Origin of the sequence: Propionibacterium ruminifibrarum (assembly GCF_900289195.1) — a bacterium.
Classification (GTDB): Bacteria; Actinomycetota; Actinomycetes; order Propionibacteriales; family Propionibacteriaceae; genus Propionibacterium; species Propionibacterium ruminifibrarum.
The window spans coordinates 119,662-137,359 of sequence record NZ_OMOH01000006.1 but is presented as its reverse complement, the minus strand read 5'-3'; the positions used below and the strand labels follow the sequence as shown (position 1 = coordinate 137,359).

The following is a 17,698-nucleotide window of genomic DNA, read 5'->3' as shown; positions in this document are numbered from 1 at the left end:
ATGGGAGCCTGGTCCGGTTTCGGAATCACCTTCCGAACGATGTTCCGCAAGTCGTTCACGCAGAAGTACCCGCAGAAGGGCGCCGAGCGCGTCGTCGCCCCGCGCTTCCACGGACGCCACCAGCTGAACCGCTGGCCCGACGGGCTCGAGAAGTGCGTCGGCTGCGAGCTGTGCGCCTGGGCCTGCCCCGCCGATGCCATCTACGTCGAGGCGGGGGAGAACACCGACGAGCAGCGCTTCAGCCCCGGCGAGCGCTTCGGCAAGGTGTACCAGATCAACTACCTGCGCTGCATCCTGTGCGGCATGTGCATCGAGGCCTGCCCCACGCGCGCCCTGACGATGACCAACGAGTTCAAGCTGGCCGACCGCACCCGCGAGAGCCTCATCTACGACAAGCAGCGCCTGCTGGCGCCGCTGCTGCCCGGCATGGAGGCCCCACCGCACGCCCGGCGACTGGGTGAGGACGAGAAGGACTACTTCCGCGGCCTGCCGCCCACCGGGCAACTCGACGAGCGAGGCGCTGCCGACGCCGTCGGTGTGCGCGCCTCCAGCCGCCCGGCCGGCCAGGCCGGCGTTCCGCACGAGACGGGAGTCGCACGATGATCCCACTGCTCACGGCCCAGGCCGTTGCCTTCTGGGTGTTCGCCGTCCTGGCGGTGGCGGCCGCGCTGGGCCTGGTCCTCAGCCGCAAGCCGGTGCACTCGGCGCTGTGCCTGGCGGCCGTCATGGTCTGCCTGGCCTGCCTGTACGCCAGCCTCGACGCCCCCTTCCTGTTCGTCGCCCAGATCATCGTGTACACCGGCGCGGTGATGATGCTCTTCGTCTTCACGATGATGATCATCGGCGTCGACTCCGTCGACGCGATGGTCGAGACGATCAAGGGCCAGCGCATCGCGGCGACCATCGGTGCGGCGGCCCTGCTGGTGCTGCTCGTCCTCGCCGTCGGCCACGGCATCATCACGGAGCCGGCGGGCCTGGACGAGGCAGTCGGTCAGGCGGGCAACGTCCGCTCGCTGGCCTACCTCGTCTTCGGCCGCTACGTCTTCGCCTTCGAGGCGACCGCGGCGCTGCTCATCACCGCCGCTCTGGCCGCGATGGTGCTGTCCCATGGCGAGCGGCTCCGCAAGAAGGAGCGCCAGAAGGCACGTGCCGCCCGGCGTACCCGCGAGTACGCGGAGCAGGGCGTCGACCCGGCGCCCCTGCCCAACCCCGGTGTCTACGCCCGCCACAACTCGGCCGACCACCCGGCCCTGCTGCCCGACGGCTCGGTCGCCGAGGGCTCGGTCGTCCCGACGCTCGCGGCGCGCGGCGTCGTGGTCGTCGACCGGGGCCGCCTGGTCGCCCCGAACATCGTCGCCGACGAGACGATCCGGGCGGTCAAGGACGAGCAGCACGGTCTGCTGCCGGGTGAGAACGAGCTCCGAGACCCCGGCCCGGCCGCGGCGATCGCCGCAGCGGCCGACTCCGAGGCCGCGTCCGGGCCCGCCGAGGCGGGGGAGAACGAGGAGGACGAGCGATGAACCCGAATGCCTACATCATCCTGTCGGCCATCCTGCTGTGCATCGGACTGTTCGGCTTCATGGTCCGCCGCAACGCACTGATCGCCTTCATGTCGGTGGAGCTCATGCTCAACGCCGCGAACCTGGCGATGGTGACCTTCTCCCATGTGCACGGCGGCCTGGACGGGCAGATCGCCGCCTTCTTCGTGATGGTCGTCGCCGCCGCCGAGGTGGTCGTCGGCCTGGCCATCATCATCACCATCTTCCGTACCCGCCAGTCGGCCTCGGTCGACGACGAGAACCTGCTGAAGCACTGAGGGGGCTGCGGTGACTCTTCTCGAAACACTCACTCCGGTGGCCGCCACGGGCTCACTGAGCATCGCCTGGCTGCTCATCGCGATCCCCCTCGCCGTCGCGGGCATCCTGCTCGTCGTCGGGCGGGCCGGCGACGCGTGGGGGCATCTGCTCGGCGCCGCCGCGCCCGTCGCGGCCTTCGTCATCGCCCTGGTCGAGTTCGTCGAACTGCTCGGCGCCCCGCCGGCAGAGCGTGCCGTCTCGGTGCCGGTCTACACCTGGGCCGAGACCGCCGACCGCACCATCGAGATCTCGCTGCTCGTCGACCCGCTGTCGATCCTGTTCGCGCTGCTCGTCACCGGTGTCGGCTCGCTGATCTTCATCTACTCGATCGGCTACATGGTCGAGGACCCGAAGAGGCGTCGCTTCTTCGCCTTCCTCAACATCTTCCTGGGCGCCATGCTCACGCTGGTGCTCGCCGACAACTACATCATGCTGTTCATCGGCTGGGAGGGCGTCGGCCTGGCCTCCTACCTGCTCATCGGCTTCTGGCAGGAGCGCACCTCGGCGGCCCTGGCGGCCAAGAAGGCCTTCCTCACCAACAAGGTCGGCGACCTCGGCCTGCTGTGCGCCAGCTTCGCGATGTTCGCCCTGTTCGGCTCCGTCTCGTTCGCCGACGTCAACGCGGCCGCACCGGACATGTCCCACGGCTGGGCGACCGCCCTCGGGCTGCTCCTGCTGCTGGCCGCGTGCGGCAAGTCCGCCCAGGTGCCGCTGCAGGTCTGGCTGCTCGACGCCATGGAGGGCCCCACCCCGGTGTCGGCCCTCATCCACGCGGCGACGATGGTCACCGCCGGCGTCTACCTGGTCGTCCGCTCCCAGGCGATCTTCACGCTGAGTGACGAGGCGGCGCTCGCCGTCGCCGTCGTCGGCCTGTGCTCCATCTTCGCCGGCGCCTGGATCGGCTGCGCCAAGGACGACATCAAGAAGGTGCTGGCCGGTTCGACGATGAGCCAGATCGGCTACATGATGCTGGCGGCGGGCCTGGGGCCGGCCGGTGTCGCCTTCGCGATCTTCCACCTGCTCACCCACGGCATGTTCAAGGCGAACATGTTCCTCGGCGCCGGCGCCGTCATGCACGGCATGGGCGACGACACCGACATGCGCCACTTCGGCGCGCTGGCCAAGGGCATGCCCTGGGTCTTCGGCACCTTCGCCATGGGCTACCTGGCCATCATCGGCTGCCCCTTCTTCGCCGGCTACTACTCCAAGGACCACATCATCAACGCGGCCTTCGGCAGGGGCCCGGTCTTCGGCTGGCTGGCCATCGTCGGCGCGGCCATCACCGCCTTCTACATGACGCGGCTGATGATGATGACCTTCTTCGGCCCCTCCCGCCACCTGCCCGGCGTGCACCCGCACCGCCCCGGCCCGGTCATGGTCATCCCGCTCGTCATCCTGGCCATCGGCTCGATCATCGGCGGCCTGGTGCTCAACGGGTGGATCCAGGGCTGGTTGTCCGACGCCATCGGCGCCGAGGTGGAGCCCGTTCACATCTTCGAGACGAGCGCCATCGCCTGGATCACCCTGCTCGCCGTGGCCTGCGGCATCGTGCTCGGCGTCCTGATCTACCGTCGCCCGATCGCCCAGGAGACCCCGGTCAGCCGCAACTTCTTCGTCAACGCCGGCCGCAACGAGCTCTACGCCAACGCGTTCAACGAGGCCGTGTTCATGCGACCGGGCCAGCGACTGTGCGACGGCCTCGAGCTGACCGACCGCTACGTCGTGGATGGCGCCGTCAACGGCGGCGTCACCCTCGCCAAGGGCGCGTCCGGCCTGCTGCGGCTGCTGCAGAACGGATATGTCCGTACCTATGGCGCCCTGATGACCTGTGGTGCGGTCATCGTCGGTGCCGTGATGATCCTGGGCCGGCTGGCCTGAGGGAGGAAGAGAAATGACATTCCCCTGGCTCACCCTGGTGGGGCTGCTGCCGATCGCGGGTTCGATCATCGTCCTCGCTCTGCGCGGCCGTGGCGGCAGGACCGCCGCGATGCTCTTCGCCCTGGCCGAACTCGTCTGCGGTCTCGCCATCGTGCCCATGGACCCCGCGGACCTGGCCGAGCAGCACAGCTGGATCGGCGCGATCGGCGCCTGGTACGCGCTGGACGCCGACGGCATGACCAAGCTGCTCGTCGCACTGACGGTCATTCTCGTGCCCATCGTCCTGCTCGCCGAATGGCACGTCGGCGACGCGCACGCGGCACGGGGGCCGGCCGACGGGAAGGGCCGGCCGGTCGAGAAGGACGGCGTGCTGCCGCCGCGGTGGAGCACCGAGACCTTCATGGCCCTGGCCCTGCTGCTGGAGGGCTTCACCCTCTACGTCTTCATGGCCTCCGACCTGCTGCTGTTCTACATCTTCTTCGAGGCCACCCTCATCCCGATGTACTTCCTCATCGCCGGGTGGGGCGGCACGGGCCGCACCGGTGCGGCGCTGAAGTTCCTGCTGTACAGCCTGCTCGGCGGCCTGGTTCTCCTGCTCGGCGTCATCGGCATGTACGTGCTCTCGGCCTCCGACGGGGCACCGAGCCTGCTCACCGCCGACCTGACCGGGCTGCCGATGGCCACGGGCACCGAACGCTGGCTGTTCGTCGCCTTCTTCATCGCCTTCGCGATCAAGGCCCCGATGGTCCCCGTGCACACCTGGTTGCCCGACACCGCCGAGCAGGCCCGCCCGGGCGCCTCCTCCCTGCTGGTGGCCACCCTCGACAAGATCGGCACCTTCGGCATGATCCGGTTCTGCCTGGCCTTCTTCCCGCAGGCCAGCAGCTGGGCGACCCCCTTCGTGCTGACGCTGGCGGTCATCTCGATCTTCTACGGTGCGATCATGGCGATCGGCGCGAAGAACCTGCTGCGCCTGGTGGCCTTCACCTCTGTGAGCCACTTCGGCTTCATGGTGCTGGGCATCTTCGCGTTCACCACCACCTCGCTGACCGGCTCGATCTTCTACATGCTCGGTCACGGCTTCAGTGCAGCCGCCATGTTCCTGGTCGTCGGCTTCCTCGCCGACCGCCGCGGCTCGGCCCTGGTCGCCGACTTCGGCGGGGCCCAGAAACTCGTGCCGGTGCTCGCGGGCGTCTTCCTGGTCTCGGGCCTGGCCACTCTCGGCCTGCCCGGCCTGGCGAACTTCGCCGGCGAGTACCTCATCATGTCGGGCGCCTGGAGCCGGCACCTGGTCTTCGTCGCGGTGGCCGTCATCGCCACCGTCCTCGCCGCGGTCTACATCATGCTGGCCTACCAGCGGGTCTTCACCGGTCCGGTGAGCGAGGCGAGCCAGACCCACATGACGCATGACCTCAGCGGCCGTGAGAGGGCCGTCATCGCCCCTCTCATCGTTCTCATGCTGTTCTTCGGCCTGGTGCCGGGGCCCGCGCTCGACATGGTGGCCCCGACCGCGCAGCAGGCAATGGTTCATGTCTCGGCCAGTGACCCGGAGCCGAGCGTCTCGAACGGGGGTAAGTGAGTCATGACAAGTCCCACGATCGAGTACGGGCTCATCGCTCCACTGCTCGTCCTGCTGGGCGGGGCCGTGTGTGCGGTGCTCGTCGAGGCCCTCGTGCCCCGCACCAGGCGCTTCGGCGTCCAGTTCGGCCTGGCCGTCATCGCCCAGCTCATCGCCCTCACCCTGGTCTGCGCGGGCTGGTCGGTCACTCCCGGCGTTGCCGTCATGGGAGGTCTGAGCATCGACGGCCCCACCCGGATCGTCTGGTCGCTGCTGCTGGTCTTCGGGCTCGGCGCCACGCTCCTGTACGGTGAGCGGCGTGTTTCCGGGGGGACGAGCGCCTTCGCCGCCCAGGCCCACACCGTGCCCGGCTCACGTGCCGAGCACGAGGCCATCGCGGCCCGGCAGGAGAACACCGAGGTCTTCGTCCTGCTCGAGCTGTCGCTGTTCGGCATGCTCGTCTTCCCGGCCGCGAACGACCTGCTCACCATGTTCGTCGCGCTGGAGATCCTCTCGTTGCCGTTGTACGTCATGTGCTCCCTGGCGCGGCGCCGCCGACTGCTCTCGCAGGAGGCCGCCCTGAAGTACTTCCTGCTGGGTGCCATGTCCAGTGCGCTGTTCCTGTTCGGCGCGGCACTGCTGTACGGCTTCAGCGGCTCCTTCCAGTTCGCCGACATCGACGCGGGCATCACGCTCGGGATCGAGTCCCAGACCCTGCTCATGGCCGGCCTGGCGCTGACCAGCATCGGCGTCCTGTTCAAGATCGGCGCCGTGCCCTTCCACTCGTGGGTGCCCGACGTCTACACCGGCGCCCCCACACCGGTGACCGCCTTCATGGCCGTGTGCACCAAGCTTGCGGCCTTCGGCGGGCTGCTGCGTCTGCTGTTCGTCGCGCTCGGCGGCGCCCGCTGGGACTGGCAACTCGTCCTCGCCGTCATCGCCGTCCTGACGATGGTCTTCGGCGCCGTCGTCGGCCTGGCCCAGAACGACGTCAAGCGTCTGTTGGCCTACTCGTCGATCGCCCATGCCGGTTTCATCCTGGTCGCCGTCGTCGGCGCCATGGCAGGCGACGCGCTGGGTGAGGGCCTCACCGGCTCGGTCTCGGGCGTCATGTTCTACCTGGCCGGCTATGGCCTGGCCACGATGGGGGCCTTCGCGGTCCTGACAATGGTCCGCCGCAGCGGCGGTGAGGCCACCGGCTTCGACGCGTGGGCGGGTCTTGGCCGCCGCGAGCCGGTGCTCGGCGCCATCATGACGCTCTTCCTCCTGTCGATGGCCGGCATCCCGCTGACCGGTGGTTTCGTCGGCAAGCTGGTGGCCTTCGTCGCCGGCTGGCAGGGCGGCTACGCCTGGCTGGTCGTGGTGGCGATCGTCATGTCGCTGGTCACCGCCGGCTTCTACTTCCGGCTGGTCAAGATCATGTACTTCGATGAACCGGACGCCTCCGTCGACGTCGTCAAGGCGGGGACCCCGACGTGGGTCGTGATCATTGTTGGAGCCGTCGGTACGCTTGTTCTTGGTCTTGCACCCGGTTCCGTGCTCGACCTTTTCACGAGCGCGGCAGGGTTCCTGCGCTGATAGGAGACAACAGTGAGCCAGGCTGAGGACGAGGCCTTCGCCGAGACCATCGACGACCAGCTCACCGCCATCGAGCAACGGCTCGACGAGGTGGCTCTCGGGGCCGACAATCCTTTCCTGGCCGAAGCTGCTCAGCACGTGATCTCGGCGGGCGGCAAGCGTTTCCGTCCGTTGCTCGTGGCGCTCACCAGTCACCTGGGGCCCAGCGCCGAGCCGGAGGACGTGACGCGCGCCGCCATCGTCGTCGAGCTGACCCATGTGGCATCGCTGTACCACGATGACGTCATGGACGAAGCCGATCTGCGCCGCGGGGTGCCCAGCGCCAACGCCGCCTTCGGCAACTCCACCGCCATCATGGTCGGTGACTGGCTCTTCGCTCGCGCCTCGACCGAGGTCACCCATCTCGGGACCGACTACGTCCGGCTGCAGGCCGAGACCTTCGCCGATCTCGTCACAGGCCAGATCGGCGAGATGAAGGGCCCACCGCCCGGCGCCGACCCGATGACGCATTACCTGCGGGTCATCGAGGGCAAGACCGGGGCGCTGATCCGCACCTCCGCGTTGTTCGGCGCCATGGTCTGCGGGGCGGACCAGCGGGTCATCGATGCGATCGGCCGCTACGGCATGCAGATCGGTCTGGTCTTCCAGCTCTCCGACGACCTCATCGATGTCACCAGCGACGAGACCGGCAAGACTCCCGGCACCGACCTGCGCGAGGGCGTCCTCACGCTCCCCACGCTGCTGCTCGCCGCCAGCGACGCCCCGGCCGACCGGGACCTCATGGCCCTCATCCGCACCGGCCTGGACGATGACGCCGATCTCGCCCGGGCCCTCGCCGCGCTGCGTGCCAACCACGTCATCGACGAGGCGCGTGCCGAGATCCGCCGCAGATCCGACCTGGCCCGCGCCGAACTGGCCGTCCTGCCCGACGGCCCGGCGCGGCGTGCCCTCGACCGGCTGTGCGACGAGGTCATCACGCGATCGGCGTGAGCTCCGGCTCCCGGGGCGCCCCGATCCGGCGGCGACGTGGCCGACGAGGGTCATCCCAGCCCAAATGCGGGAAAATTCCCGCTCCCTGACGTAAAATCCCCCTGACCTCGCGGCGAGTCATGGACCCTCGCCCCGGGGGCCAGGAACCAGGATCAGAAGGATGTGCCCCCATGACCATCAGTGCCGTGCGACGCGTCAATCTGCGGACGCAGGTGCTCGACCAGCTGCGCGAGGCGATCCTCGCGGGGCAGCTGGCGGCGGGGGAGCATCTCAACGAGACCGAGCTAGCCGCCCAGTTCTCCGTGAGCCGGGGCACCGTCCGTGAGGCGCTCCGGGCTCTCGAGGAGGCCGGGCTCGCCGAGTCGGCCTCGCGCGGACGCCTGATCGTCCGCTCCTTCACCCCCACCGAGGTCACCGAGCTGTATGAGGTGCGCTCCTTCCTCGAATGCGGTGCGGCGGTGCGCCTGGCACGCAGCTCCGATCGGGAGGCCCTGGCCGACGAGCTGGCCCGGGCCCTGCCGCAGGAGAAGCTGGGCGATCTGTCCGACGCGGTCGAGCAGGACCTGGCCTTCCACCAGCGGTTGTGCGAGTTGTCGGGCAACAAGCTGCTTCTCGACAAGTGGCTCGAACTGCAGCACCAGATGCGCGTGGTCATCTTCGCCGGCGCCATGCACCAGAGCGCGGTGATCCCGATCATCATCACCCGGGCGCACCATGAACCGCTCGTCCACGTCGTGCGCTCCGGCAGCGAACTCGAGATCATCACCGCGTTCGCCGATCACATGAAGCGAGCCGGTTCCTTCTGGGTCTCCCAGATGGATTCCTGAGGTCTCTCGGGCGCCGGTTGCCCGCCGGGGCCACGCCGCAACGCCAGGCGTGACGACGACCGGCGCACGACGCGGATCGAATTCGGCGGGAAGAACTGGAGCAACCCACCTTGACGTGTCCTGCTCGCACTGCATATTCTCAGTGTCAACAGTCAACAGTAAACAGTTGACTCAGTCATCACGATGAAGTGAGGAGATCCAGAATGGGACTCGGAACGGGCGTCGGCCCAAGGACAGCAGTAGTGACGGGCGCTGCCTCACCCCATGGCATCGGGTACGCAACCGCTCAGCGTTTCGCCGAGGAGGGCTGGGCAGTCGTCGTCCTCGACATGAACGAGGAGGGTGTCAAGAGCGCGGCCGAGGCCATCGCCAAGGACACCGGTGCCCAGGTCGCCGCGTACGCGGCGGACGTCACCAACCGCGAGCAGGTCTTCGACATCGCCAAGCAGATCGCCGCCTCGGATCTTCCCCCCGTGGGCGCCCTGGCCAACGTCGCCGGTATTCCCTCGCCGGTTCCCTTCCTCGAGGTCACCCCCGAGCTGTGGGACAAGGTCATCGCGGTCAACCTGACCGGCGTCTTCAACACCTGCCAGGCCTTCCTGCCCGCCATGATCGAGGGCGGCTACGGGCGCATCGTCAACATGAGTTCGGTCTCGGCCCAGCAGGGCGGCGGCGTCTTCAGCAAGACCCCGTACTCGGCCGCCAAGGCGGGTGTGCTCGGCCTCACCCGGTCGCTCGCCCGTGAGATGGCCCCCGAGGGCATCACGGTCAACGCCATCTGCCCGGCCATCGTCGCCACGGACATCCGCGCCGGCAACAGCCAGGAGGACGAGGACAAGCTCACCGCGACCATCCCGATGAAGCGCCAGGGCACGGGGCGCGACATCGCCAACATGTACGTCTGGCTGTCCAGCGAGGACGCCAGCTATGTCACCGGCACGACCCAGTCGATCAACGGCGGCGCCTACATCGCGTGACGTGCGCCTTAACGAGGAGTGAACATGACAACCACCCGTGAACCGATCACGCCGGAGCGTCTCGAGGCGCTCCGCATGGCGGCCTACCGCATCCGCCGGAACTCCCTTCGCGAGGCCGAGGTGCAGGGCGAGGGGTACATCGGTCAGGCCCTGGGCCTGTCGGACGTTCTCGCCGCCCTCTACGTGGACCAGGCCAAACTCGACCCGAAGAACCCCGAGTGGGAGGGCCGCGACCGCGTGCTCGTCTCGATGGGCCACTACGGCCTGGCCATCTACGCCGCACTCGTCGAGATCGGCATGATCGACGAGGACGAGCTGGACACCTACGCCACCGACGACTCCCGCCTGCCAATGTCCGCCATGGCCTCGTACACCCCCGGTGTCGAGATCTCCGGCGGCTCCCTCGGCCACGGCCTGGTGATCGCCAACGGCATCGCCCTGGGTCTGAAGCGCAAGGGCAACACCGAGAACGTCTGCTACAACGTCCTGTCCGACGGTGAGCTCGACGAGGGCTCCACCTGGGAGGCGGCGCAGACCGCCAGCCATTTCAAGCTCGACAACCTGATCGCCATCGTCGACTTCAACAACCAGCAGGCGGACGGCAAGAGCCAGGAGATCATGACCACCGAGTCCATCGACGAGCGCTTCCGGGCCTTCGGCTGGGAGACCCGGCGTTGTGACGGCAACGATCTCGCCAAGGTCGTCGAGTGCCTGGAGGAACTGCGGTACGGCGTCGACAACGACAAGCCGCGCTGCCTGATCGCAGACACCAAGCTCGCGAAGGGCGTGGACTTCCTCGAAACGCGCGAGAAGCTCCACTTCATGAGGGTCGCTCCACAGGAGTGGGCCGTTGCACAGCAGCATCTCAAGGAGGCATACGGACTATGAGCCCCAAGAAACTCGTCTCCGGCGCGATGAGCGCCGACATCGCCCGCGAGGGCCAGCGCACCATGGCGGCCCCGCTCGGTCACGCCCTGCTCGAGATCGCCGAGAAGGACGAGCGTCTCGTCGGCCTGTCGGCGGACCTGGCCAAGTACACCGACCTGCACATCTTCCGTGACGCGATGCCCGACCGCTTCTACCAGGTCGGCATGGCCGAGATGGCCCTGGTCGGCGCGGCCACCGGCCTCGCCCAGGAGGGCTTCATCCCCTTCGCCTCGACCTACTCGGTGTTCGCCACCCGCCGCGCCTACGACTTCATCTGCCTCGACATCGCCGAGCGCAACCTGAACGTCAACATGGTGTGCGCCCTCCCCGGCCTGACCACCGGATACGGCCCGTCGCACCAGGCCACCGAGGACATCGCGATCCTGCGCGGCATGCCGAACATGACGATCGTCGATCCCTGCGACTCGATCGACATCGTCCAGGCCACACCACAGCTCTTCGAGTACGACGGCCCGACCTACATGCGCGTCCTGCGCGGCAAGGTCCCGGTCGTGCTCGACGAGTACGACTACACCTTCGAGCTGGGCAAGGCCAAGGTCATCCGCCCCGGCAAGGAGGTCCTCATCGTGTCGACCGGTCTCATGACCGAGCGCGCGCTCGACGCGGCGAGCCAGCTCGCCGGTGACGGCATCGACGTCTGTGTGCTGCACTGCCCGACCCTCAAACCGTTCGACGAGGAGACCGTCCTCGCCCAGATCGCCCAGGACCGTCTGGTCCTGACCGCCGAGAACCACACCGTCATCGGTGGTCTCTTCGGCGCCGTGGCCGAGGCCATGGCGAAGAAGGGCGTCACCAAGCAGATCCACCCGGTGGCCCTGCCCGACGAGTTCCTCGACGCCGGCGCGCTGCCCACGCTGTATGACCGCTACGGCGTGAGCACGGCGAAGATCGTGGAGCGCATCAAGGGCCTCCTGGCCTGAGACGCCCGGTCCCGAGGGACCCCGTGCGGGGAGAGGACCGGACGCGTCTTCTCCCCGCACCGCCACGGCGGTGCCAATGAGGCCCACCCAACCGTGGCACGCGGCCGGCCGGCTGGCCGGACCACTCGCCATCAGGGGACCGCGCCCGTCCCCACCCTTGTCATCACGAAGGCCCGCACGTGGTCTTCCAGGACTTTTGGAGCAACATGACTACCTCACCGGAGCCGAACGCTGCGCTCCAGGCCGAGCTGGCCGAGATGGCCCAGCACGGCACGCCCGTCCACGGCACACCCGAGAAGTACAAGGTCGCCATCGGTTCCAGCGTTGGCGCCACAGTCGAGACCTACGACTTCATCGGTTTCGGTACCGCAGCCTCGCTGTACCTCAACGACGCCTTCTTCCCGGCCGTCAGCCCGGTCCTCGGCCTGCTGGCCTCCTTCGCCACGCTCGGCATCGGTTTCGCCGTCCGGCCCATCGGTGGCATCCTCGCCGGCCACCTCGGGGACCGGATCGGACGCAAGCCGATCCTCATCGCCTCGCTGCTCCTCATGGGCGGCGCGACGGTCGCCATCGGATGTCTGCCCACCTACGACACCGTGGGCATCCTGGCCCCCATCCTGCTCGTCATCGTGCGGATCATCCAGGGCCTGGCCTTCGGCGGCGAATGGGGCGGCGCCATCCTCATGACCTATGAGCACGCCCCGTGGCTGCACAAGGGTTTCCTCACCGGCATCACGCAGGCCGGATTCCCGCTCGGCCTGCTGCTGTCGACCATCGCCTTCCAGCTCTCGACGCATCTGCCCGGAACCTGGGCCTGGCGCGTGCCCTTCCTGCTCAGCGCGATCCTCATCGCCGTGGGCATCATCATCCGGACGCACGTCTCCGAGTCCCCCGAGTTCGAGGAGGTCAAGGAGGAGGGCAACATCGAGAAGAACCCGATCGCCGCCTCACTGCGCAACGACTGGCAGAACTTCTTCAAGGCCATGGGCCTGCGCATCGCCGAGACCGCAACCTACGCCGTGGCGATCACCTACGTGCTGTCCTATGTGCGGATGCATGCGCCGCAGAACGCCGGCCGGACCCTGCCGACCCTGCTCACCGCCGCCGCCATCGGCCTGTTCGCCACGATCAGCTGGGGCGCCCTGTCCGACAAGATCGGCCGCCGTGGCCTGTACATCGGCCTGTCGATCGTCGTCATCGCCTGGGGCTTCCCGTTGTTCCGCCTGCTGCACGTGGATTCGGCGGGCGTCATGCTCATGTGCATGATCATCAGCTACTGCATCTGCCAGAACGGCATGGCCGGTATCCAGGGGGCCTGGTTCTCCGAGCTGTACCCGCCGGAGCGCCGTTCCGCCGGTGTCTCGCTGGCCTACCAGTTCTCGGCCGTGCTGTCGGGCTTCACGCCCTTCTTCTGCACCGCTCTGTTCGAGGCCCTCGACTGGAAGGGCCCGGCCCTGCTCATCGTCATCTACGGCGTCATCGGCCTGGTCTCGGCGCTCACCACCCGTGAGACCTGGGGCAAGGAGCGCCGCGAGGCGGTGCGCAAGCACGCCGAGGAGGTCGACGCGGCCGTCGCGGCGACCAGCGGCGCCGTCAACTGAGACTCTTCTCCTCCTCTCGCACACCAGTGCCCCCGGCCATCCGGCCGGGGGCACTGTTTCGTTCACACGCGGAACGTCGTCGCGTGACCGTCTCACTGGCCGCCGTACGGGGACCCGCCGTAGGGAACCGACTGGGCCGGGTAACCGCTCCCCGCGCGACCGAGGGGATCATCGCCGTACTGGTTGGGGCCCGGCTGGCCGGCGAGGGCGCACAGGATGAGCAGGATGAGCGAGCCGATGCCGGCGAGCAGGAGAAGAAGCAGGAGGGCCGCGCTGCGTCCGGTGTCGTGCAGGCGTCGGGCGTAGAGCGCCAACAGCGGAATGAAGGTGCCGAGATTGAACAGGGCGAGGATGAAGAGCGCCGGAGTTGTCGTCTCCGGGTCCACGATGCCGGCGGTGTGCGCGATCGTGTTGAGCACCGAGAAGACGAGGTTCACGAGGAAGCTGAACAGAATGAACCACCAGAACTCACTGCGGCTCGCCCGGCCGCTGAAGGTGGCGTACTTCGAGTAGACAGTCTTGATGGACTGGCCGAAACCCATGGGGGACTCCTGTGATTGGGGATAGACGGACGCGGCAGTATTGCACGAGTCACCCGAGAAGCGTCAAGAGTCGACGTGACGTGAGTGGCACGATCGGGCGCGAGCCGTGCGTCGGGCCGTGGTGCGGGGGTGCCCCACGCCATGACGATCGGTGGGTCGGGGTCAGTTGCCGGAGCCGTAGCCCTCGGACCTGCCGAGGTCGAAGCCGTAGGGCTGCTGGCCGTAATCCCGCGGGGTCGAGGGCCGGCCGTACGGCGGGGCGGCGGGGCCGCCGTGTGCCTGGGGCGTACCCGGTTGGGCCGGATAGCCGTAGCCGTAGGGCTGGGCCGGGTAGCCATAGCCATAGGGCTGGGTCGGATACCCGTAGCCGTAGCTGTAGGGCTGGGCCGGGTAGGCGTAGGGGTTCGTCAGGGTGAGGGACTGGCCGCTCGGGTCGAGCGGGTCGGGTCCGTACATGTTCGGGCCGCGGTCGGGTTCCAGCGCCCAGAGGATGAGCACGATGAGTCCGCCGACCCAGGGGACGAGGACGAGCAGGTAGAAGGCGCCCGACTTGCCGGTGTCGTGCAGCCTGCGGACACCCACGGCGATGAACGGGACGATGCTGGCCAGATTGAAGGCCCACACGAGTCCATAGAGGAGGATGCTGTAGGCCGGGGTGGCATAAGAGTCAGTGGTGGGGACGATCAGGGCGGCGCTGGCGCCCAACATGACGAGCATGAAGGGGACGCCGAGATTGAAGGCGAAGAACCACCAGAACTCGCTGCGGCTGGCGCGTCCGCTGAAGTCGGCGTATTTCTTCGTGTAGCAGGTCTTCACTGCCTCAGTGAAGGTCATGATGCTCCTGAATGCTTTCCGAGGGGGTTCTCCCCGCAGTATGGCATGGCGCCACGGCCCAATGGCACGACAGGCACGTGCGCGGTCCTGCGGATGCCGGGTCGACGTCGGCCCCGCCTCGGCGCGGCGATCGCGGGTGGCCCGGCACACAGAGCGCCGGGACCACCCGCGACGAGCCGTGGTGCGGGCTGCGCCCGCACCGAGAGAATCGGTGTGTCAGTTGTTGTTTCCGGAGCCGTAGCCCTCGGGCTTGCTGAAGTCGAAGCCGTAGGGCTGCTGGCCGTTGTCCTGAGTCGGCTGGGGTGCCGAGGGCTGGCTTCCGGCGGCCGGGGGCTGGCCGGTCGGTGTCGCGAACGGGGTATCAGAGGGCTGCTGGGGAGCCGAGGGCTGGCTGTACGGCGAGGCGGCGGGCTGGCCGGTCGGCGCGGTGGTGCCGTAGGGCTGGGGCTGGCCGGTGCCGGCAGTGTACGGATTGGCCGTCGGTCCGGAGTAGGGCTGGGCCGAGCCGTAGGGCTGGCCCGCCGTCGGGCCGGCGTAGGGCTGGCCGGCCGGCTGGCCGTAGGGCTGGGCGTAGGGGTTCGTCAGGCCGAGGGACTGGCCGCTCGGGTCGAGCGGGTCGGGTCCATACATGTTCGGGCCGCGGTTGGGCTCCAGCGCGCAGAGGATGAGCACGATGAGTCCGCCGACCCAGGGGACGAGGACGAGCAGGTAGAAGGTGCCCGCCTTGCCGGTGTCGTGCAGCCTGCGGACCGCCACGGCGATGTACGGGACGATGGTGGCCAGGTCGAAGAGCACCAGGGCGATCATCACGATCACGGCGAGGACTGGGGCGTCGGCATACGGGTCGTTCGCGGCGGCGACCGCGGTGGCGATCGCGAAGATCATGTAGCCGACGACGTTGACGAGGGCGTAAAAGGCGAAGAACCACCAGAACTCGCTGCGGCTGGCGCGTCCGTTGAATTCCGCGTATTTCTTCGTGTAGCAGGTCTTCACTGCTTCGGTGAAGGTCATGGATCACTCCTGAACGTTTTTCGGGGCTGACTCCGCAGTATGACATGACATGACGACACGATCCAGGGATGTCCAGAATCGTCATCGCCACCGACCGGTACGGACAGCGGGGCTGCCGGCGCCCGATCGGCCGGTGTCACCAGATGTGCACGCGCTCAGCGGGGTCGAGCCACATGCCGTCGCCCGGCTCGGTGCCGAAGGCCTCGTGGAAGGCGTCGACGTTCCTCGCCACCTGGTTGCAGCGGATCTCGTCGGGGGCGTGCGGGTCGGTCGCCAGGCGCTGACGGAGCTGCTCGGGGCGCGAGAGGTCCTGCCAGACCTGGGCCCAGCCGAGGAAGAGGCGCTGGGCGCCAGTGAGATCGTCGATCGGTTCGGGCTCGGTGCCGCCGGTGGAGATCCGCCAGGCCCGGTAGGCGATGGACAGGCCACCCAGATCGCCGATGTTCTCGCCGATCGTCAGCTCGCCGTTGACGTGGGCGTCGTCGATGCCGGTGGGCGACAGCGCGTCGTACTGCGCGACGAGCGCGCCGGTGCGGTCCTTGAACGCGGCGCGGTCCTCATCGGTCCACCAGTTGCGCAGGCGGCCGTCGCCGTCACACGTGGCCCCCTGGTCGTCGAAGCCGTGGCCGATCTCATGGCCGATCACCGCGCCGATCCCGCCGTAGTTCACGGCGTCGTCGGCCGCCGGGTTGAAGAACGGGGGCTGCAGGATGGCGGCCGGGAAGACGATCTCGTTGCGCAGCGGGTGGTAGTAGGCGTTCACCGTCTGCGGGTACATGAACCACTCCTCGCGGTCGACCGGGCCGGAGAGCTGGTCGATGGTGTGGTCGAACTCGAAGGACTCGGCGCGCAGCACGTTGCCGACCAGGTCGTCGGTGCGGATCTCGAGGGCCGAGTAGTCGCGCCAGCGGGACGGGTAGCCGATCTTGGTGCGGAACTTGTCCAGCTTGTCGAGGGCCTCGGCGCGGGTCGTATCGGTCATCCAGTCGAGCCCGCTGATCGAGTCCCGGTAGGCCTGAAGAAGATTGGCGACGAGCCGGTCGGCGGCCGCCTTCGTCTCGGGCGGGAAGTACCGCGCGACGTAGAGCCGGCCGATCGCCTCGCCGAGAACTCCCTCGGTCAGTGCGACGCCCCGCTTCCAGCGCGGCCGCTGGGTTGGTATCCCGTGCAGGGTCTTGGAGTAGAACTCGAAACCGGCAGTCACCAGTTCGCGCGTCAGGTACGGGGTGAGGGCGTTGACGACCTGCCAGCGCGCCCAGCTGCGCCAGTCGTCGAGCCTGTCGGGCCGGACCAGTTCGGCGATGGCGGCCGGGACGGTGCGGTTGCAGTTGACGACCTCGGCGACCGCCGCGGCGGGCAGCTGCGCGCCGTCGAGGAAGGCGTCCCAGCACAGGGCCGGGCTCTCGGCGCAGAACTGCTCCCAGGTCTGCAGGTGGTACATCTCGACCATGTCGCGGGTGCGGACCTTGTCCCAGTGGCAGGCCGCGATGTCGCGTTCCAGCCCGTAGGCGGCCTCGGCCTGCTCGGCGGCATGGGGCACGCCGGCCAGCTCGAGGCTCCTCGCGATGTGGGCCCGGTACGCCTCGCGGAGCGCGGCATGCTCGTCGAGCCGGTAGTACTCCTCGTCGGGCAGTCCGATGCCCGACTGGCCGACGAACATGAGATAGCGGTCCGGGTCTCCGGGGTCGGAGTCGTTGTCCATGTCGAGCGGCACGTCGATGCCGTGGCGGGCGCTCCAGCCCCAGAACCGGGCCAGGTCCTCGATGCTGCCGATGGCGTCGATGCGTTCGAGGATCGGCGTCAGGGGGGCCATGCCGGCCGCCTCGACGGCGTCCTCGGCCATGAACGAGGCGTACAGACCGGCGATTCTCGCCTCGTCGGAGGCGGGGTCCGCGTCGAGCGACTGGGCCTCGATGATCTCGCGGACGGCCCGTTCGGAGTCCTCACGGAGCTTGTCGAAGGCGCCCCAGGAACCGCGATCCGCGGGAATCTCCGCGGTGCTCAGCCATGTCCCGTTGACATGGCGGAACAGGTCCTGCGTGGCTGGCACGCCGAGATCGAAGTCCTCGAAATGAAATGCCGGTTCGGTCACGGACAGCAAGGTTACCCGGCCGGTGCGCCGGGCGCGCCGCACCACGTCGCGGCGGCCTCGGCCCGCCGGCGCACGGCACCGCTCCC

Annotated in this window: 16 protein-coding genes; 12 read left to right on the top strand and 4 right to left on the bottom strand. The window is 68.4% G+C overall.

Annotated features, from left to right (window positions below; genetic code table 11):
- The 12 genes from nuoI to PROPJV5_RS08625 all read left to right on the top strand — a co-directional run bounded on the left by nuoI (position 1) and on the right by PROPJV5_RS08625 (position 13,133).
- Positions 1 to 603, top strand: coding sequence for an NADH-quinone oxidoreductase subunit NuoI (gene nuoI, locus PROPJV5_RS08680; RefSeq protein WP_119715957.1), 603 nt, complete (start codon positions 1 to 3; stop codon positions 601 to 603).
- Complete coding sequence (locus PROPJV5_RS08675) at positions 600 to 1,520, top strand: NADH-quinone oxidoreductase subunit J (RefSeq protein ID WP_119715956.1); 921 nt, start codon at positions 600 to 602, stop codon at positions 1,518 to 1,520. Before nuoI ends, PROPJV5_RS08675 begins: the two co-directional genes overlap by 4 nt.
- Positions 1,517 to 1,816 (top strand): NADH-quinone oxidoreductase subunit NuoK, encoded by a 300-nt coding sequence (gene nuoK, locus PROPJV5_RS08670; protein ID WP_119715955.1) that lies wholly within the window; start codon positions 1,517 to 1,519, stop codon positions 1,814 to 1,816. Before PROPJV5_RS08675 ends, nuoK begins: the two co-directional genes overlap by 4 nt.
- A gap of 10 nt (positions 1,817 to 1,826) precedes the next feature.
- Positions 1,827 to 3,734 carry an NADH-quinone oxidoreductase subunit L gene (nuoL, locus tag PROPJV5_RS08665; protein ID WP_119715954.1) on the top strand — a complete coding sequence of 636 codons (1,908 nt, stop codon included), beginning with the start codon at positions 1,827 to 1,829 and terminating at the stop codon, positions 3,732 to 3,734.
- Positions 3,735 to 3,747: 13 nt separating this feature from the next.
- The gene (locus PROPJV5_RS08660; RefSeq protein ID WP_119715953.1) at positions 3,748 to 5,313 is read left to right on the top strand and encodes an NADH-quinone oxidoreductase subunit M; all 1,566 of its coding nucleotides are present in this window, start codon (positions 3,748 to 3,750) and stop codon (positions 5,311 to 5,313) included.
- Positions 5,314 to 5,316: 3 nt separating this feature from the next.
- Positions 5,317 to 6,870, top strand: a complete 1,554-nt coding sequence (gene nuoN, locus PROPJV5_RS08655; protein WP_119715952.1) for an NADH-quinone oxidoreductase subunit NuoN — start codon at positions 5,317 to 5,319, stop codon at positions 6,868 to 6,870.
- 12 nt (positions 6,871 to 6,882) lie between these two features.
- Positions 6,883 to 7,860: a polyprenyl synthetase family protein gene (locus PROPJV5_RS08650; protein WP_119715951.1), complete on the top strand. Its 978-nt coding sequence runs from the start codon at positions 6,883 to 6,885 to the stop codon at positions 7,858 to 7,860.
- 170 nt (positions 7,861 to 8,030) lie between these two features.
- Positions 8,031 to 8,687: a GntR family transcriptional regulator gene (locus tag PROPJV5_RS08645; protein WP_182858653.1), complete on the top strand. Its 657-nt coding sequence runs from the start codon at positions 8,031 to 8,033 to the stop codon at positions 8,685 to 8,687.
- 203 nt (positions 8,688 to 8,890) lie between these two features.
- The gene (locus PROPJV5_RS08640) at positions 8,891 to 9,664 is read left to right on the top strand and encodes an SDR family NAD(P)-dependent oxidoreductase (protein WP_119715949.1); all 774 of its coding nucleotides are present in this window, start codon (positions 8,891 to 8,893) and stop codon (positions 9,662 to 9,664) included.
- 24 nt (positions 9,665 to 9,688) lie between these two features.
- On the top strand, positions 9,689 to 10,552 hold the full coding sequence (locus PROPJV5_RS08635; RefSeq protein WP_119715948.1) for a transketolase: 864 nt from the start codon (positions 9,689 to 9,691) through the stop codon (positions 10,550 to 10,552).
- Positions 10,549 to 11,532, top strand: coding sequence for a transketolase family protein (locus PROPJV5_RS08630; protein WP_119715947.1), 984 nt, complete (start codon positions 10,549 to 10,551; stop codon positions 11,530 to 11,532). The genes PROPJV5_RS08635 and PROPJV5_RS08630 overlap by 4 nt, the downstream gene beginning before the upstream one ends.
- A 206-nt stretch (positions 11,533 to 11,738) precedes the next feature.
- Positions 11,739 to 13,133 carry an MFS transporter gene (locus tag PROPJV5_RS08625; protein WP_239018443.1) on the top strand — a complete coding sequence of 465 codons (1,395 nt, stop codon included), beginning with the start codon at positions 11,739 to 11,741 and terminating at the stop codon, positions 13,131 to 13,133.
- 92 nt (positions 13,134 to 13,225) lie between these two features.
- Here the strand turns inward: PROPJV5_RS08625 and PROPJV5_RS08620 are convergent, their stop codons facing one another.
- The 4 genes from PROPJV5_RS08620 to PROPJV5_RS08605 form a co-directional block, all read right to left on the bottom strand.
- Positions 13,226 to 13,675: a DUF805 domain-containing protein gene (locus PROPJV5_RS08620; protein ID WP_119715946.1), complete on the bottom strand. Its 450-nt coding sequence runs from the start codon at positions 13,673 to 13,675 to the stop codon at positions 13,226 to 13,228.
- Positions 13,676 to 13,837: 162 nt separating this feature from the next.
- Complete coding sequence (locus PROPJV5_RS12920) at positions 13,838 to 14,509, bottom strand: DUF805 domain-containing protein (protein ID WP_119715945.1); 672 nt, start codon at positions 14,507 to 14,509, stop codon at positions 13,838 to 13,840.
- A gap of 216 nt (positions 14,510 to 14,725) precedes the next feature.
- Positions 14,726 to 15,520 carry a DUF805 domain-containing protein gene (locus tag PROPJV5_RS12745; RefSeq protein ID WP_220474393.1) on the bottom strand — a complete coding sequence of 265 codons (795 nt, stop codon included), beginning with the start codon at positions 15,518 to 15,520 and terminating at the stop codon, positions 14,726 to 14,728.
- A gap of 136 nt (positions 15,521 to 15,656) precedes the next feature.
- The gene (locus PROPJV5_RS08605; protein ID WP_119716011.1) at positions 15,657 to 17,612 is read right to left on the bottom strand and encodes a M13 family metallopeptidase; all 1,956 of its coding nucleotides are present in this window, start codon (positions 17,610 to 17,612) and stop codon (positions 15,657 to 15,659) included.
- Positions 17,613 to 17,698: the final 86 nt, after the last annotated feature.

Coding starts and splice junctions, on each gene's coding strand:
- nuoI (WP_119715957.1), top strand. CDS start 1: ATGGGAGCCTGGTCCGGTTTCGGAATCACCTTCCGAACGATGTTCCGC.
- PROPJV5_RS08675 (WP_119715956.1), top strand. CDS start 600: ATGATCCCACTGCTCACGGCCCAGGCCGTTGCCTTCTGGGTGTTCGCC.
- nuoK (WP_119715955.1), top strand. CDS start 1,517: ATGAACCCGAATGCCTACATCATCCTGTCGGCCATCCTGCTGTGCATC.
- PROPJV5_RS08660 (WP_119715953.1), top strand. CDS start 3,748: ATGACATTCCCCTGGCTCACCCTGGTGGGGCTGCTGCCGATCGCGGGT.
- nuoN (WP_119715952.1), top strand. CDS start 5,317: ATGACAAGTCCCACGATCGAGTACGGGCTCATCGCTCCACTGCTCGTC.
- PROPJV5_RS08645 (WP_182858653.1), top strand. CDS start 8,031: ATGACCATCAGTGCCGTGCGACGCGTCAATCTGCGGACGCAGGTGCTC.
- PROPJV5_RS08640 (WP_119715949.1), top strand. CDS start 8,891: ATGGGACTCGGAACGGGCGTCGGCCCAAGGACAGCAGTAGTGACGGGC.
- PROPJV5_RS08635 (WP_119715948.1), top strand. CDS start 9,689: ATGACAACCACCCGTGAACCGATCACGCCGGAGCGTCTCGAGGCGCTC.
- PROPJV5_RS08630 (WP_119715947.1), top strand. CDS start 10,549: ATGAGCCCCAAGAAACTCGTCTCCGGCGCGATGAGCGCCGACATCGCC.
- PROPJV5_RS08625 (WP_239018443.1), top strand. CDS start 11,739: ATGACTACCTCACCGGAGCCGAACGCTGCGCTCCAGGCCGAGCTGGCC.
- PROPJV5_RS08620 (WP_119715946.1), bottom strand. CDS start 13,675: ATGGGTTTCGGCCAGTCCATCAAGACTGTCTACTCGAAGTACGCCACC.
- PROPJV5_RS12920 (WP_119715945.1), bottom strand. CDS start 14,509: ATGACCTTCACTGAGGCAGTGAAGACCTGCTACACGAAGAAATACGCC.
- PROPJV5_RS12745 (WP_220474393.1), bottom strand. CDS start 15,520: ATGACCTTCACCGAAGCAGTGAAGACCTGCTACACGAAGAAATACGCG.